Here is a 16,020-nt window from a genome sequence, read left to right on the forward strand (position 1 = left end):
AAAGATCCGCAATGCCGCTCGACCATTATGTCACCCTCGGCCGCTCGGGCCTCAAGATCAGCCGCTTCGGCCTCGGCGCGATGACCTTCGGCACGGAGTGGGGCTTCGGCAGCGATGCCGGGGAAGCCAGCACCATCCTCGACGCCTATGTCGATCTCGGCGGTAACTTCGTCGACACGGCGAACATCTATACCAAGGGCAGCTCGGAGACGATCATCGGTGACTGGCTCGCCGCCGAGCCGGGACGGCGCGACCGGATCGTGCTCGCCACCAAGTTCGGCGGCAACATGCTGCCCGGCAACCCCAATGGCGGCGGCACGAGCCGGCGCGCCATCCATGCCGCCTGCAACGCCTCGCTGACGCGCCTGCGCACGGATCATATCGATCTCTACTGGCAGCATTGGGACGATCCCTTCACGCCGATCGAGGAGACGATGGCCGCGCTCGACGATCTCGTGCGCGCGGGGAAGGTCCGCTATATCGGCTTTTCGGATACGCCGGCCTGGAAGGTGGCCGAAGCCCAGACCATCGCGCGGTTCCGCGGATGGGCGCCGCTGATCGCGCTGCAAGTCGAATATTCGCTGCTCGAACGCACGGTGGAGGGCGAGCTGGCGCCGATGGCACAGGCGATGGGGCTCGGCATCACGCCCTGGTCCCCGCTGCGCGCCGGCATGCTAAGCGGCAAATATAGCCGCGACAACCACCAGGCGGACTCGCCGGGTCGCGCCGCCAGCTTGGCACGCAACTTCAACGAGCGCAATTTCGCGGTGGTCGACATGGTCAAGGCGGTGGCGGCCGAGCAGGGCGCAAGTCCCGCCTCCGTCGCCCTCGCCTGGCTGCTCGCGCGGCCCGGCGTCGCCGCGCCGATCATCGGCGCGCGCACCATGGCGCAGCTCGAGGCCAATCTCGCCGCACTCGATCTCCGCCTCGATCCATCCGCCATCGCCCGGCTCGATGCGGTCTCGAAGCCGGCGCTGAACTTCCCGGCGGAGTTCCTGCCGATGGCGGTGGCCAACAGCTATTCGGGGATGAGCGTGAACGGACAGGCATTCGGCCCCTCGGTGCGCTGATCATGGAAAACCGACCGCCCCGCAGCCGAGCCGGCGCGCCCGCGCCGCTGCTGCTGATCCTGCTCTCCGCCGCCTATTGCATGGCCTATATCGACCGGCTGATGATGGCCGTGGTCGCAGAACCGGTGAAGCAGGCCTTCGCGCTCTCGGACACGCAGCTCTTCCTGCTCACCGGCGCCGCCTTCGTGGTGATCTACGGTATCGTCGGCGCGCTTTCCGGCGCGCTGCTCGATCGCTGGAGCCGCAGGAAGCTCGTGATACTCTCGCTCGGCGCCTGGAGCCTGTGCACTGTCGCCTGCGGCTTTGCCGGCAATTTCTGGCAGCTCGCCCTGGCGCGCGCGGGCGTCGGCGTCGGCGAGGCGGCGATCGTGCCCGCCGCCATCTCGCTGATCAGCGACACCTATCCGCCCGAGCGCCGCCCGCTCGCCATGGCGATCTTCTATGCGGGCGGCATGGCCGGCATATTGCTCGCCTGGATGATCGGCGGCTGGATCGCCTCCGCCTATGGCTGGCGTCCCGCCTTTTTCCTTGCCGGGCCGCCGGGGCTGATCGTCGGCCTCCTGATCCTTTGGCGCGGCGAGGATCCCCCACGCGAGGCTGCGCCAGTCGCCGCGACGTCAGGCGGCTCCACCTTTCGCGTCGTCTGGTGCAATCGCCCCCTGGTCTGGCTGATCGGCGCGGGATCGGTCGTCACCTTCGTCAATATCGGCCTGGTCAACCAGCTCGGCAGCTTCTTCATCCGCAGCCATGGCATGAGCGTTCGCGAGGTCGGCCTGATCTTCGGGCCGCTGATGGCGGGCGGTATGGCCTGTGGCCTGATCGGCGGCGGGTGGATCGGCAACCGGCTGGCGGCGCACGGCGATACGGACGTGCTGATCCGCTTCTCGCTGTGGAACACGCTCGCGCTGTTTCCGCTCTACATGCTGATCTTCCTCGTGCCGTCCAAGACGCTTGCGCTGGCCGCGACCTTCGTCGGCACCAGCATCAGCGTACTCTACTCGCCCTGCTATTCCGCCGCCTATCAGGCGATCAGCGCACCGCACACGCGCGCGACGGCGGCCGGCATATCGAGCTGCGCCAACGCGCTGATCGGCAGCGCGCTCGCCACCTTCCTGGTCGGCATGCTCAGCGACCATTGGAAGCCGCTCTACGGCGCGGACAGCCTGCGCTATGCGATGATGGCTGGCATGGTGACCTGCCTCCTCTCCGCCCTCATGTTCTTGCGCGCGCGGGCGCTGCTCGCCCGGGAAAGCGGGATAAGGCTAAGGTGAATCGTCATCCCAGCGAAGCTGGGATCACTCTCGGCCATGAACCGCATGCTTTTGAAGCGATGCCAGCTTCCGCTGGCAATACGGGAACTTCAAGAAGACGAGACCGACAATCCCACCGATCTCACGCGCTCTTGAACACCGGCTTGCGCTTCTCGCGAAAGGCAGCGACGCCCTCGGCATGGTCCTCGGTGCGGCTGGCGACGGGCTGCATCACATGCTCCGTCTCCAGGAACTGATCGAAGGACAGGGTGGCAGCGAGATCCGTCTGCCGCTTGGCGAGCGAGATCGAGACGCCCGGGCCCTCGGCGAGCTGCTCGGCGAAAGCGAGGCTCCGCGCGAACAGCTCCTCCTGCGGCATCAGCTCCAGCGCGAGGCCGAGCCGCAACGCCTCCTCCGCGCGGACCACGCGGCCGGTATAGCAGAGCTCCTTGGCGCGCATCGGGCCGACCAGCCGGCTCAAGAGCCAGATCGAACCGCCGTCGGGCGCCAGCGCAACGCCGCGAAACACCTGCACGAACTTCGCCGTCTCCGCCGCGAACACGAAGTCGCAGCACAAAGCGAAGCCCCAGGACATGCCGGCGCAGATGCCGGACACGGCGGCGATGGTCGGCTTCTTCAGATGATAGATGGCGCGGTTGATCCGGCCGAGCTCGTGCATGCGACCGAGCGAGCCCGGCACGCCGCCACCGCCGAAGCTGGCGAGGTCCGCGCCGGAAGAGAAATTGCCGCCCGCCCCGGTCAGGAGCACCGCGCGCACCGAGCCGTCGAGCGCGAAATCCTCATAGGCTTCCCACAGCTCGCGCCGCATGCCGTCGGTGATCGCATTCTTGGTCTGCGGCCGGTCGAGCACGACCACCGCGACCGCGCCGTGCCGCTCAACCGTCACCGTCATCCTACGTCCCCTCGCCCGTCATGCTTCGCTGAGCTGCGTCTTGACGGCACCGCCGTCATAATAGTCGGTCACCGATCGGATCCGCCCGTCGGGCGCCAGCGTCATCACCGCGACGCCTTTGCCCGTGAAGGCGATGTCGGTGGGCGGCCGGCCATGATAGGTGCCGGTCTGCCGGCCCGAGAAGGTCCACTCAAGACAGGCGTCCACGCCCGAACGGAAGGCGCGCGGGAATTCCATGCGGATCTCGGAAATGGCGGCGACGAAATGCGCGTGGAACCCGCGCAGATCGGCGTGTCCGACACTGTAGCGGCCCACCTGATCGTCCCGGTAGGTCGCGTCCGGCGTGAACATCGCCACGAACCGCTCCGTGTCGGGACTGGCCCACGCATCGCCATAACGGCGCGCGAAGGCGGCGATATCCTCGCCGTTCATTGCATCAGCCCCCGCGCGATCGCCACTTTCTGCAACTCGTCCGTTCCGGCGTAGATTCGCTGGATGCGAGCCGCCGTCCACATGCGGGAAATGGGGTTATCGTCCATCAGCCCCGCGCCGCCGAAGAGCTGCACGCACTTGTCGAGCACGCGTCCTTCCATCTGCGTCGCCCAGAGCTTGAGGATCGCACCGTCCTCGAAGGTGAATTCCCCATTGCGCAGTTTGATCATCGCCGTATCGACCATCGTTTCGGTGATCTTGATATCGGCGCGGCACTCTGCGAGGACGAACTGGCTGTTCTGGAAATCGATCACCCTCTGTCCGAAGACCTTACGCTCCTTCACATAATCCAGGGTCAATTCGAACGCCCGTGACGCCGCACCCAGGCACCGCGCCGCGATCTGGATGCGATCCTCGAGGAACGTATCCATCAATATCTTCATCGCGCCGCCTTCGACACCGAGGAGATTGCTCGCCGGCACGCGGACATTGTCGAAGTTCAATGCGCCCGTATCTCCCTGACGCCAGCCGATCATCGGAATCTTCGCCTGTGAGACGCCGGGCGTATCGGCCTCGACGATGATCACGCTCATGCCGCGTCCGCCCTTGGACGGATCGGTCTTCGCGACGACATAGAGAAGATTGGCGCCGGACCCGTTGGAGATGAAATATTTCTCGCCATTGATGACATAGTCGTCGCCGTCGCGAAGCGCCGTGGTCGCGATGGCGGTGGCGTCGCTGCCCACGCTCGGCTCGGTCAGCGGCATGGCCTGCGTCCACGCGCCGGTCAGGATGCCGGCGAGATATTTGTCCTTCTGCGCATCACTGCCATGATTGACCAGAATATAGGTCGCGACGTCCGCCATCAGCGAGCTACCGGTGGTGGCGGTGCCCGGCGTCCGGCCGAGTTCCTCGGACATGATCGCATAGAAGGTGAAGTCGCCGCCGCCGGTATGGGCGAGGCCGAGCAGCCCCGCCTGTCCGGCCTTGCGCCAGAACTCCCGGTCGAGGCCCCCGGCCGCCTCATAGTGCTTCAGATACGGCTCATGCTCGCGGTCCAGGAACGTCCGTACCGTGCGGCGGAAAGCCTCATGCTCCTCGCCATAGCCCATGCGCGCCATGAATGTCCCTCTCCTCTTGCTGTCCGGAAAATGGTTATACAGAGCATTATACGCTTGCTATCTATTTTCGTCGAGACAAAATCAGGCTCGGGAGAGCGATTCGATGAGCGAGAGACAAGGGCCACTCCAAGGCCTGCGCGTCGTGGAGTTCGCCGGCTTGGGACCTGGCCCCTTTTGCGGCATGTTGCTGGCGGATCTGGGCGCGCAGGTCGTCCAGATCGATCGGCCGGGGAGCTCGACGGCGCATTATGGCCTGGATCCGCGGCGCAACCTGCTGCACCGCGGGCGCCGCGCGATCATCCTCGATCTCAGGCAAGCGGAGCAGGTCGAGACGGCGCTGCGCCTCGTCGAGAAGGCAGACGTGGTGATCGAGCCCAACCGCCCCGGCGTCGCGGAGAAGCTCGGCGTCGGGCCGGACACCTGCCTCGCCCGCAATCCGCGCCTCGTCTACGGCCGGATGACCGGCTGGGGCCAGGACGGCCCGCGCGCGCATCATGCCGGTCACGACATCAACTATATCGCCCTTTCCGGCGCGCTGCACACCATCGGTCCAGCGGATGACGTACCTGCAATCCCGAACAATTTCGTCGGCGACATGGGCGGCGGCGGGCTATTCCTCGCCTTCGGCATCCTCGCTGCCATCTATGAGGCGCAGCGATCCGGCCAGGGCCAGGTGGTCGATGCTGCGATGATCGAAGGCGCCGCGCTGCAGTTGATGGGCTCGCTCACCATGAAAGCGAACGGCCTCTTCACCGATCGCCGCGGCAGTCATTTTTCGGACGGTGCCTCGCATTTCTACCAAGCCTATCGAACGCGCGACGACAAATATCTGTCTGTCGGCGCGATCGAACCTCAATTCTACCGTGCCTTCCGCGAAGGTCTCGGCGTCGCCGACGATCCAGCCTTCGACCGACAGATGGATCCCGCCGCCTGGCCCGACCTAAAGGTGCGCACTGCCGCCATCATTGCGACACGCACGCGCGACGAATGGGCAGAAATCTTCAGCGGCGAATCCTGCGTGGCGCCCATATTGTCGACCGGCGAGTTGGCGGACGATCCGCATCTCGCCGCGCGCGGCAGCTTCGTCACCCTCGATGGCTGTCTGCAGGCGGCACCGGGCCCGCGCTTCAGCCGCACGCCCGGCGCGATCGCCAATCCGCCGCCGGTGCCCGGACAGGACAGCGAAGACATATTGCGCGAATGGGGAGTTGCCTGACATGCAAAGCAAATTCTGCGATCTGGTGGGGATAGAGTTCCCGCTGGTCGCTTTCAGCCATTGCCGCGACGTCGTCGCCGCGGTCAGCCGGGCCGGCGGCTTCGGCGTATTCGGTGCCACCAACGGCAAGATGACGCCCGACCAGCTCAAGATCGAGCTTGACTGGATCGACGCGCATGTCGACGGCCGCCCCTACGGCCTCGACATCGCAGTGCCCGAGAATATGGCGGATCGCGACGCGGAGGCCGTCACCACCAAGGCGCTCGAGGCGCAGATACCGGACGGGCACCGCCGCTTCGTCGACGATCTGCTGGCCCGCCACGGCATCGCCACCGATACCGCGGTCGATTCCGACACGGACCGCGAGATCGGCCATTTCCTCGACACCGCCGAACGCATGGTGGATGAGGGGCTGCGCCATCCGATCCGCCTGTTCGTCAACGCGCTCGGCAAGCCGCCGCAGTTCATGATCGACAAATGCCATGCCGCGGGCGTGCCGGTCGGCGCGCTGATCGGATCGAAGGAACATGCCATGCGCCAGCTCGAGGCCGGCATCGACGTGCTCGTGGCGCAGGGCACCGAGGCGGCCGCGCATTGCGGCGAGGTCTCTACGATGGTGCTCGTGCCCGAGGTGGTGCGAGCGTTGGAGGCGATGGGCAGCGACGTGCCGGTGCTCGCCGCGGGCGGCATCGTCACCGGACGGCAGATGGCCGCTGTCATGGCGATGGGCGCTGCCGGCGCCTGGACCGGATCGGTCTGGCTTACCACCAGCGAGAGCGACGTGCATCCGGCTGTGCGCGAGCGGCTGCTCGCCGCGCGCTCGCGCGACACACTGCGCTCGCGCGCGATGACCGGCAAGACCGCGCGCCAGCTCCGCTCCGCCTGGAACGAAGCGTGGGAGAGCAAGGACAGCCCGGGCATGTTGCCCATGCCCTACCAATATCTGCTCACCCATCGCGCCCTGCTGCTCGCCGAGAAGTCGGTCGATGGCGGCAACGATGCGGCGCGCGCAATGCTCACCGAAGGCGTCGGCCAGGGCATCGGCATGGTCGCCAGCGCCAAGTCCGCCCGTACCGTCGTGCAGGAGTTCATGGAGGATTTCGCCGACGCGCTGGAGCGGATGAGCGGCCTCATGGAGGTGGAGCCATGCTGACCAGCCTCTTCTCCCCGCTGAAGATCGGCCCGATGGAGATCGCCAATCGGGTGATGATGCCCGGCATGTCGGCGGGCCAGATCCTCGACGAGCGCGCCTTTCCGCTGCCCGAGATGATCGCCTATTTCGCCGAGCGCGCCCAGGCCGAGCCCGGCCTGATGGCGATCGGGGCGACGCAGGTCGTGCCGCCCTCCGGCCCGTTCCGCCAGCCGGTCGCGCTGTTCGATCCCGAGGTTGTCGAGCCGCTGGCGCGCGTGGTGGAAGGCGTGAAGCAGTATGACACCAAGTTCGGGCTGCAGCTCTGGGACGGCGGTACGCAGGGCGCCTCGCGCATTCAGCTTTCCCCCTCCGGCATCAGCGCCCATGCACAGCCGGTAGGAGACGTGCGGACCCGCTTCGAGCTCAAGGCGCTCTCTATCGACGAGATCGCCGAGGTGGTCGGCCACTTCGCCGCCGCTGCCGGGCATGCTCGCCAGGCGGGCGTCGATTTCGTCGAGATCCATGCGGGCCACGGCTATCTGATCAGCGCCTTCCTCTCCTCCTATTTCAACCGGCGCGAGGACCGTTATGGCGGCAGTCTCGACAACCGGGCGCACTTCCTGTTCGAGATATTGGCGGCCGTTCGCGAGGCGGTGGGGCCACAGATCGGCGTCGGCATCAAGATCAACGGCGACGACTTCTTTGCCGAAGGCGGCTGGACGATCGATGACGCGGTCGCGCTCGCGCCGATGCTCGAAGCACGCGGCGCCGACTATCTCTCGGTCACCGCCGGGGTGATGGGCGGCACGCGGCTGACGGTGCCGCCGCTCTACGAGAAACAGGGCTGCTTCACCGATCTCGCCGCCGCGGTGCGCGCCGTGGTGTCGATCCCAGTGGCCACCATCGGCCGCATCAAGGATCCGGTGATGGCCGACCGGCTGGTCGCCGAAGGGACGGCCGACATCGTCTGCATGGGCCGCCCGATGATCGCGGATTCGCAGATCGTCGCAAAAGCGCGGCGCGGCGAGCTCGACGATATACGCCGCTGCCTCGCCGATTGCCGCGGCTGCCTCGACCATGAGATGCGCTCGATCAAGAAGGGTCAGCCCGGCCAGGTGAGCTGCGTCGTCAATCCGCGCATGCAGCGGGAATCGGTCTGCGTCGACATCGAAGGCTCGGCCGCGTCCAATCCCAAGACCGTGCTCGTGGTGGGCGCGGGGCTCGCCGGACTCGAGGCGGCGCGCCGCTGCGCCTTTTCCGGACACAGGGTGATACTGTGCGAGGCACGCGGCCGTATCGGCGGACAAATCAACTGGGCGAAGATGGTACCCGGCCGAAGCGAGATCGGCGACATGCTGCCCTGGTACGCACGCCAGATCAGCAAATATGGCGTCGATCTGCGGCTGAACACATGCGTCGATATGACGATGATCGAGGCGATCGCGCCGGACATCCTATTCATCACCACCGGGAGCGTGCCGCAGGTACCGCAGAATTTGACCGATCTCGTCACCGCGGCGGAGGGCATCGATCTCGTCCTTGCCGACGATCTGTTCGAGCAGGTGCTTCCGGCCGGACGCAATGTGCTGGTAATCGGCGGCGATCAGATCGGCATGCAGGTCGCCGACTATCTCTCCGAGAGCGGCGCGAAAGTGACGGTGGCGGAGGCGCAGGGGCATTTCGCCGGCAAGCTCGCCGCCAACGATCGCTGGTATCTCACCGCGCGCTGTATCGAAAAGGGCGTCAGGCGGGTGAAGACGGTGCACGATATCCGGCTGGACGCGGCTGGCCTCACCCTGCTGAGCGATGTCGGCGAAACCGCGTTGGGCGCGATCGACCAGATCGTCTTCGCCAGCGAGCGCCATCCCCTGCGCGATCTTGCCGAAGGCGCGCGCAGCCGCGGCATCGAGACCCATGTCGTCGGCGACGCCTTCGACGTGAATTCGGAGGATGGCGGGATGATCTTCTCCACCATCGCCCGGGCCTATGACGTTGCGAGGAGGATCTGATGGCCACCGCTACGGGCGAAGACCCCGAAATACCGATCCTCGAAGGATTGCTCGAAGACTATCGACGGCAATATGACATCGGCGAAGGGATCCTCGATCGATCCAAGGTCGAGCATCTCTACAAGATGGACGACGAATTCACTGCCTATGACGTCGCCCCGCCGCTCGAAGGTTATGTCGGCTGGGATCAATATAAGGTCGGCTGGTACAAGGTCCTCGAAAAATATAGCGAGATCCACTTCCGGTTCCGCGAGACGCCCCGCATCTTCCGCCAGGGCGACGTCGCCTGGATGTCGGTGAGCGCGGACTGGTTCGGCACCTCGCGCGGCGGCGACGACTTCGCCAAGCAGTTCCGTCTCACCCTGATCTGGGTGCGCGGCGAGGACGGTCGCTGGCGCATCACCCATGAACATGGATCGAGCCCGCGCAGCTATGCGCTGGCCGGCGGGGAGATCGTATGAGCCTGCGGCATCGGACTTGGTTCGTCACCGGCGCGTCGGCCGGTTTCGGCAAGGCGCTGGTGCGCGAGATCGTGGCGCGGGGCGGCAATACGGTCGCCGCCGCGCGCCGGCCGGATGACGTGGCGGATCTCGTCGCGCTCGCGCCGGACCGCGTGCTGGCGGCGCGGCTGGACGTCACCCGGCCGGACGAGATCGCCGCGGCCGTCGAGAGCGCGCTTGCCCGCTTCGGCACCATCGACGTGCTCGTCAACAATGCCGGCTACGGCTTCCTGTCGACCATCGAGGAAGCCGGCGAGGCGGAGGTGCGACGCCAGTTCGAGACCAACGTGTTCGGTCCGGCCGCGCTGATGCGGGCGCTGCTCCCGTCGATGCGAGCGCGACGGCGAGGTTTCGTGGTCAACGTCTCCTCCACCGCCGGCGCGCGCGGCTTTGCCGGCTCGGGCTATTATTCGGCGAGCAAGGCCGCGCTGGAGGCGATGACCGAGGCACTGGCCGGCGAAGCCTCCGCGCTCGGCATCCGCGCGATGATCGTCAGCCCCGGCCCCTTCCGCACCGATTTCTTCGGCCGATCGCTCGATCTGCCGGATGGGGAGATCGCCGATTATGCGGAGGTCGCGGCGCAGCGGCGCGCCTATTCCGCGAGCGCCGGCAAGCAGCAGGGCGATCCCGCGCGCGCCGCGAGGATCATCGTCGACATGGTGGCGGGAGACGATCCGCCGCTCCGCCTTGCGCTCGGCGGGCGCGCCCATCCCACCATCATCCGCGCATTCGAGGCCAAGATCGCCGACCTCGCGCGCAGCGAGGCGATCGCTCCGCTGGCCGACTTCCCGGAAGGGGAATGACATCCATGACCACCGTCCATGACGATCTGCCCCACCCCGTTCCCGCGTTCGCGCAGCTCCGCTACAAGGAAAATTACTTCTTCATCCTGATCGCGCCCGAAAGCGGTGCCTTCGGCGTGATCCATCTCAATCACGAACCGGGCCACGACCGCGCCCGCTACACCGCCAATTTCGAGATTGGCGGCCGATCGATCCGCTATGCCAACACCACCGCCTTTCCGGACACGTTCGAATATGCGCGTACCATCGGGGACGGCGCGTTGACGCTGCATTTCGCCGAGCCGCACCAGCGCTTCGAGCTCAGGCTCGAATCGGACGCGATCGATATCGCGCTGCGCTTCACCGCGCGGCATCCGACCTTCGACTATGCCGCCTGCCGTACGGCCGGCAATGCCGCGCCTTCCTTCCAGGAGGTGATGACGCTGGGCCTCAATCTGCCGTACAATCATCAGCAGCAGGCGCTGGACGTCTCCGGCCATGCGCGCTTCGTCGACGGTCCTGAGATAGCGATCCGGGGCAGCGGCTATCGCGACCATAGCTGGGTGATACGCGCCGACGCCGGCGCCCTGCGCCACAATTGGTGCGGACTCAATTTTCCCGGCCGCAGCTTCGGCATCAAGACGCTGGAAACCAGCTTCCGCCCCGGTCACGTCGCCAAGGAAGGTTATGTCGTCGACGCCGACGGCCTGCGCGCCCTGCGCCGGATCGAGGTCCATAGCGAGGGCGAGATGCCCGATGGCCTCTGCGCGAAGCTGGTCCACGAAGTGACGGACGTGTTCGGCAATGCCTATCGGATCGAGAGCGACGTTGCCGGTCGTTTCGCCCATGTTCCGCTGGTATCCGAGGCGCCCGTGGGCAAGGTCGGCTTCCACATCGTCGAGAATTTCTGCCCGCTGCGCCTGACGACGACGGGCGAACGCGGCGAAGGACTGGTCGAGATCGGCCGCAGCTCCGCCATCGGGGGGGCCTACGCATGAGCAGCGCCATCGCAAACCAGCTTCGTCTCGTCCGCGATACCGTCGGCCGGATGAACGGCGCCGATCAGGCCGCCAAGGATGCCGTGGTCCTTCTCCTCGCCGAGATCATCGCCGACGAGACGCTGTCGTCGCCGGCTGGAGACGTCGCCGGGGAGACTGCCTTCCAGCGTACGCTCGAAACCCAGGCCCAGGCCGAACGCGCGGCACGGCCGCGAGCGGCGGTCGACGATGCGCTGGACCGGATGGCGCTTGCCGATTTCCTGAACGCCGCCATTCCCGGCGAAGGCGGCATCATCGTCCGTTCGGCGGAGACCGTATCGCGCGGCATGTCGAAGAAGACGGTGCTCGCCACGCTGGAGGGCGCACGCAGCCTGCCGGTCGCGGTCGCGCTGCGCGTCGATCGCAGCGCCAACAATTATCTCGGCACCACCGTCACCGACGAATGGGGGCCGCTGAACCGGCTCTGGGATCATGGCGCGCGCATCCCCCAGCCTTTCGTGCTGGAACCCAGCGGGGCCGTGATCGGCGATCCGTTCATCGTCTTCGCGCGCGCATCGGGTGCACCGGTCGGCAGCATCTATGTGCCGCCCGGCCGCAATCCGGCGCTGCTCGCCGATACGGCAGGCTGCATGGCGAGGGTCCACGCCGTGCCCACCGACGATTGGCCCCGTGCCGATCAGCCGCAGGGTGATGCCTTCTTCGACGCGCAATTCCACGATTATCTCGCGGACTGGCAGGCGCTGGGCGAACGCAGTGCGATCATGGACGCCTGCTTCGACTGGATCGCCCGCAACCGCGCGTTGGCCTATGGCCCGCCGGCGCTGGTCCATGACGATTTCAACTATAACAACATGCTGGTCGAGGGCGATCGCGTCTCCGCCGTGCTCGATTGGGAATTCGCCCATGTCGGAACACCGGCCGCCGACGTCGCTTATCTGTGCTATGCGGCCGAGAGCATGGCGAGCTTCGGCGATTTCCTGGCAGCCTATGAGGCCGCCGGCGGCACGCGCCCGCCTGACCGGCAGCTCGACTTCTATCGGCTCTGGGGTCAGCTCCGGCTCGGCGTGATGGGATATAAGGCGGTCCGCAATCTGGAGGACGGCCATTTCGACGACGTGCGCTACGGCATGGCGCGCTGGCACCGGCGACAGGCGCTGTTCCGTCTCGCCGATCTGATCGAGGAGCTCACCGCATGACCCCGCAATGGCTCCCTCCGCTGGACGAATCCGCGAGCGAGGCGATCCTGCCCTTCCGCGTCGCCGTTCCCCAGGCGGCGCTCGACGATCTCCAGGCGCGGCTGGCTCTCACCCGCTGGCCCGATCGCGAGACCGTATCCGATTGGTCGCAGGGCGTGCCGCTCGATCGCATGCGAAGCCTCGCCGATTATTGGCAGACGGAATACGACTGGCGGCGTTGCGAAGCGGAGATCAACCGCTGGCCCAATTTCCGGACGCGGATCGACGGCCTCGGCATCCACTTCCTGCACATCCGCTCGCCCCATGCCGATGCGATGCCGCTGATCCTCAGCCATGGCTGGCCGGGCACGATCCTGGAGTTTCTGCAGGCGATCGGACCGCTCACCGATCCCACCCGCCATGGCGGCCGTGCCGAGCAGGCCTTCCATCTCGTCATCCCGTCGCTGCCCGGCTACGGCTTTTCCGACAAGCCGACCGCCACGGGCTGGACCGTGGAGCGCATCGGCGCCGCCTGGGCAGAGCTAATGCGGCGGCTGGGTTACGCGCATTATGGCGCGCAGGGCGGGGACTGGGGCTCGGCGATCACCCGCGCCATGGCGGTGCAGCAGCCCAAGGGGCTGGCCGGCATCCATCTCAACATGGTAGTCTGCTTCCCACCCGAGGGCGAGGCGTTCGCCGATGCCGAGGCGCAGGAGGCGCGGGCCGCCGCCGACGCCCACAGGCAATGGGGCCTCGGCTATTCCACCCAGCAGAGCACGCGCCCGCAGACGCTGGGCTATGCGCTGGCGGATTCGCCCGTCGGCCAGGCCGCCTGGATCTACGAGAAATTCCAGGCCTGGACGGACAATGCCGGCGAGCCCGAGCAGGCGCTGAGCCGAGACGCAATGCTCGACACGATCATGCTCTACTGGCTCAGCGACAGCGCCGCCTCCGCGGCCCGGCTCTATTGGGAAAGCTTCCGCAGCGCCTTCGGTAACGCGGCGATCGACCTGCCCGTCGCCTGCAGCATCTTCCCCGCCGAGATGCGCCGCCCGCCGCGGCGATGGGCGGAACGCGTCTTCTCGAACATCGTCTACTGGAACCGCGCGGCACGCGGCGGCCATTTCGCCGCGTTCGAGCAGCCGGATCTGTTCGTGGCGGAACTACGTGCCGGCTTTGCGCCGATCAGGCGGTCTGCAGTTTCCTGAGCTCCTGCATCACGGCTTCGGGCATGCCCGGCCCCGAGCCGGCATAGCCACCGATCAGATCGAAGATGCCGGCGAAGCGCTCGTGCAGAGAACGGGCACAGCGCGCAGCGTCGCCCACCACGGCGAAGGTGTCGACGAAGCCGTCGTCGACCAGTTCGCCCATCTCCTTCCATCGCCCCAGCTTGAAAAGGCGGAGCAGCTCCGGCTGGGCCGCTTCCAGGCCATGGACTTCAAGCACGGCGCGATAAGCGGGGGTCGAGGCGTAGAAGGCGATGGTCTTGCGCACCCCGGCCACCGCCCGTCCCAGCTCCTCCTCGGTCTCGCCGGTCGCGATGAACGGCATTCCGACCAGCCGGAGCGCACTCTCCGGTCGGCGTCGCTCGGCCGTCGCCCGGGCGATCGCCGGCAGCGTCACCTCGCGCAGATATTTGGGGGTGGTGAAACTGTGGCAGAGCAGGCTGTCGGCCGATTGTGCGGCAACCCTGTGCATTTCGGGCCCGACCGCGGCGAGGCCGATGTGCGGGCGCGGATGATCGCCCCGCTCGGGAATGAAGATGGGAGAGGTCAGGTCATGGCGGTAGAAGGAGCCCCTATATTCGAGCGGCCTGCCCTCATACCAGCAATCCCAGATCGCATGGAGCGCCCCGACGAAATCGCGCATGCGTGGTGCGGCGTGCGACCAGGGCATGGAGAAACGTCGCTCGACATGCGCCTTGACCTGGGAGCCGAGGCCGAGGGTGAAGCGCCCTCCGGAAAGCTGCTGCACGTCATGCGCGGAATGCGCCGCGATCATCGGATTTCGCGCAAAGGCGACGGCGATGTACGTCAGTATCTCCACCCTCTCGGTCCGTTCGGCGACGAGGGTGGAGAGGATGAAGGGATCATGGCTGGATTCGTTCGTCATGATGACGTCGTAGCCAAGCTCCTCCATGCGCCGGGCCTCGGCCTGCGCATGACGGGGGGAGGTGATCATCGTCGCGATCTTCACGGGCCTCTCCTCGATCGATTGCGGGAATTGGCGGGGGTCGTCAGACCACCCCCTCCGCCCGCAGCGCGGCGATCTCTTCCGTCGAGAAACCGGCCTCGGTCAGCACCGCATCGCTGTCCTCGCCCACCCGCGGCGGCCCCTTGCGGATCGCGGCCGGCGTGCGGCTGAAAGCAACCGGCGGCTTCACATAGGGCACCGGCTTCGACAGCCCCTCGACCGGCACCTCGACGATGAACTGATCGCGCACATGCGGGTCGTCGAGCGCTTCCTGCGGCGTCAGCAGCGGCCCGGCAGGAATGCGGTTGGCCTCCAGGATCGGCAGGATCTCGGCATTCGTATGGTGCCGCGCCCATTCGGTCACGATCTCGCTCAGCGCCGCGCCATTCTCCGCGCGCAGCTCGTCATTGGCGAAGCGTGGATCGCCGAGCAGCTCCTCGCGTCCGATCATGCGCATGAAGCGGCGGAACATCGGATCGCCGAGCGCCACCATATAGACCCAGCCGTCCTTGGTCTGGATGAGGTCGGCGGGTCCGCCCGACTGGGCGCGGTTGCCGGTGCCGATCCGGTTGGTTGCGTTGAAATGCTGATCGAACAGGAAATAGTTGCCGACGGTCATCGCGGTCTGGAGGAGATTGGCCTCCACCTTCTGCCCCTCGCCCGTGCGGTCGCGGTGGCGCAGCGCGGCCAGCGCGCCATAGGCGGCGAGGAAACCGGTGCTCATGTCCACCCAGGCGCTGTTGTGTTTCATCGGCTTGCCCGGATCGCCAGAAATGTAGGTGAGCCCGCTCATCACCTGCGCGATCGCGTCGAAGCCCAGCCGGTCGGCATAAGGACCATCCGATCCGAAGGTGGTCATGTGCACGAAGATGATGTCCGGCTTGATCGCGCGCATCCGATCATAGTCGAGGCCGAGCGCGCCCGCGGTCCGGCGCGGCAGATTGGCGAAGACGATGTCCGCCGTGACGAGCAGCCGGTCGAACACCGCCCTGCCCTTCTCGCTGGCGAGGTCGATCGTCAGCCCGCGCTTGTTGCGGCCGAGCTGGGTGAAGCCGACGCCACCATGGAAACCCTCCTTGAACGGCAAGGTGGTGCGATCGTCCGCACCGCCGGGAGATTCGATCCGGATCACGTCCGCGCCGAGATCGGCGAGCAGGACCGTCGCCGCCGGGCCCGCCACGAAGCGGGTGACATCGAGCACGCGAATGCCTTCCAATATGTCCGTCATC

General features: G+C 66.7%; 15 protein-coding genes. 10 read left to right on the forward strand and 5 right to left on the reverse strand.

Annotation, left to right across the window (positions count from 1 at the left end):
• Window positions 1-11: 11 nt before the first annotated feature.
• Both GQY20_RS21515 and GQY20_RS21520 read left to right on the forward strand, forming a co-directional pair.
• Complete coding sequence (locus GQY20_RS21515; protein WP_157219206.1) at window positions 12-1,070, forward strand: aldo/keto reductase; 1,059 nt, start codon at window positions 12-14, stop codon at window positions 1,068-1,070.
• A 2-nt stretch (window positions 1,071-1,072) separates the two neighbouring features.
• Complete coding sequence (locus tag GQY20_RS21520) at window positions 1,073-2,341, forward strand: spinster family MFS transporter (protein ID WP_157219207.1); 1,269 nt, start codon at window positions 1,073-1,075, stop codon at window positions 2,339-2,341.
• 121 nt (window positions 2,342-2,462) lie between these two features.
• Here the strand turns inward: GQY20_RS21520 and GQY20_RS21525 are convergent, their stop codons facing one another.
• Genes GQY20_RS21525 through GQY20_RS21535 form a run of 3 tightly spaced genes read right to left on the reverse strand, consistent with a single transcriptional unit; the run spans window position 2,463 to window position 4,786 of the window.
• Entirely contained in the window at window positions 2,463-3,233 is a 771-nt protein-coding gene (locus tag GQY20_RS21525) for an enoyl-CoA hydratase/isomerase family protein (protein WP_157219208.1), read from the reverse strand.
• Window positions 3,234-3,251: 18 nt separating this feature from the next.
• Window positions 3,252-3,665, reverse strand: coding sequence for a nuclear transport factor 2 family protein (locus tag GQY20_RS21530; protein WP_157219209.1), 414 nt, complete (start codon window positions 3,663-3,665; stop codon window positions 3,252-3,254).
• Window positions 3,662-4,786, reverse strand: coding sequence for an acyl-CoA dehydrogenase family protein (locus GQY20_RS21535; RefSeq protein WP_157219210.1), 1,125 nt, complete (start codon window positions 4,784-4,786; stop codon window positions 3,662-3,664). Before GQY20_RS21535 ends, GQY20_RS21530 begins: the two co-directional genes overlap by 4 nt.
• Before the next feature lie 103 nt (window positions 4,787-4,889).
• Between GQY20_RS21535 and GQY20_RS21540 the strand changes: the two genes are divergently transcribed.
• The 8 genes from GQY20_RS21540 to GQY20_RS21575 are packed head-to-tail and all read left to right on the forward strand — an operon-like array spanning window position 4,890 to window position 13,806.
• Entirely contained in the window at window positions 4,890-6,002 is a 1,113-nt protein-coding gene (locus tag GQY20_RS21540) for a CaiB/BaiF CoA transferase family protein (protein ID WP_157219211.1), read from the forward strand.
• A gap of 1 nt (window position 6,003) precedes the next feature.
• A complete protein-coding gene (locus tag GQY20_RS21545; RefSeq protein ID WP_157219212.1) occupies window positions 6,004-7,155 on the forward strand; it encodes a nitronate monooxygenase in 1,152 nt (383 codons plus the stop codon).
• Window positions 7,149-9,143: an oxidoreductase gene (locus GQY20_RS21550; protein WP_157219213.1), complete on the forward strand. Its 1,995-nt coding sequence runs from the start codon at window positions 7,149-7,151 to the stop codon at window positions 9,141-9,143. Before GQY20_RS21545 ends, GQY20_RS21550 begins: the two co-directional genes overlap by 7 nt.
• Window positions 9,143-9,604, forward strand: coding sequence for a YybH family protein (locus tag GQY20_RS21555; protein WP_157219214.1), 462 nt, complete (start codon window positions 9,143-9,145; stop codon window positions 9,602-9,604). Before GQY20_RS21550 ends, GQY20_RS21555 begins: the two co-directional genes overlap by 1 nt.
• Window positions 9,601-10,446 (forward strand): oxidoreductase, encoded by an 846-nt coding sequence (locus GQY20_RS21560; protein WP_198351110.1) that lies wholly within the window; start codon window positions 9,601-9,603, stop codon window positions 10,444-10,446. Before GQY20_RS21555 ends, GQY20_RS21560 begins: the two co-directional genes overlap by 4 nt.
• A 5-nt stretch (window positions 10,447-10,451) precedes the next feature.
• The gene (locus GQY20_RS21565; RefSeq protein WP_157219215.1) at window positions 10,452-11,423 is read left to right on the forward strand and encodes a DUF7064 domain-containing protein; all 972 of its coding nucleotides are present in this window, start codon (window positions 10,452-10,454) and stop codon (window positions 11,421-11,423) included.
• The gene (locus GQY20_RS21570) at window positions 11,420-12,619 is read left to right on the forward strand and encodes a phosphotransferase family protein (protein WP_157219216.1); all 1,200 of its coding nucleotides are present in this window, start codon (window positions 11,420-11,422) and stop codon (window positions 12,617-12,619) included. Before GQY20_RS21565 ends, GQY20_RS21570 begins: the two co-directional genes overlap by 4 nt.
• Entirely contained in the window at window positions 12,616-13,806 is a 1,191-nt protein-coding gene (locus GQY20_RS21575; protein ID WP_157219217.1) for an epoxide hydrolase family protein, read from the forward strand. The genes GQY20_RS21570 and GQY20_RS21575 overlap by 4 nt, the downstream gene beginning before the upstream one ends.
• On the opposite strand, the gene GQY20_RS21580 is transcribed toward GQY20_RS21575, so the two are convergent.
• The gene (locus GQY20_RS21580; RefSeq protein WP_157219218.1) at window positions 13,784-14,794 is read right to left on the reverse strand and encodes a TIGR03617 family F420-dependent LLM class oxidoreductase; all 1,011 of its coding nucleotides are present in this window, start codon (window positions 14,792-14,794) and stop codon (window positions 13,784-13,786) included. The genes GQY20_RS21575 and GQY20_RS21580 overlap by 23 nt on opposite strands.
• A gap of 40 nt (window positions 14,795-14,834) precedes the next feature.
• Window positions 14,835-16,019, reverse strand: coding sequence for a CaiB/BaiF CoA transferase family protein (locus GQY20_RS21585; RefSeq protein ID WP_157219219.1), 1,185 nt, complete (start codon window positions 16,017-16,019; stop codon window positions 14,835-14,837).
• Window position 16,020: the final 1 nt, after the last annotated feature.

It is taken from the genome of Flavisphingomonas formosensis, from assembly GCF_009755815.1.
GTDB classification, from domain to species: Bacteria; Pseudomonadota; Alphaproteobacteria; order Sphingomonadales; family Sphingomonadaceae; genus Flavisphingomonas; species Flavisphingomonas formosensis.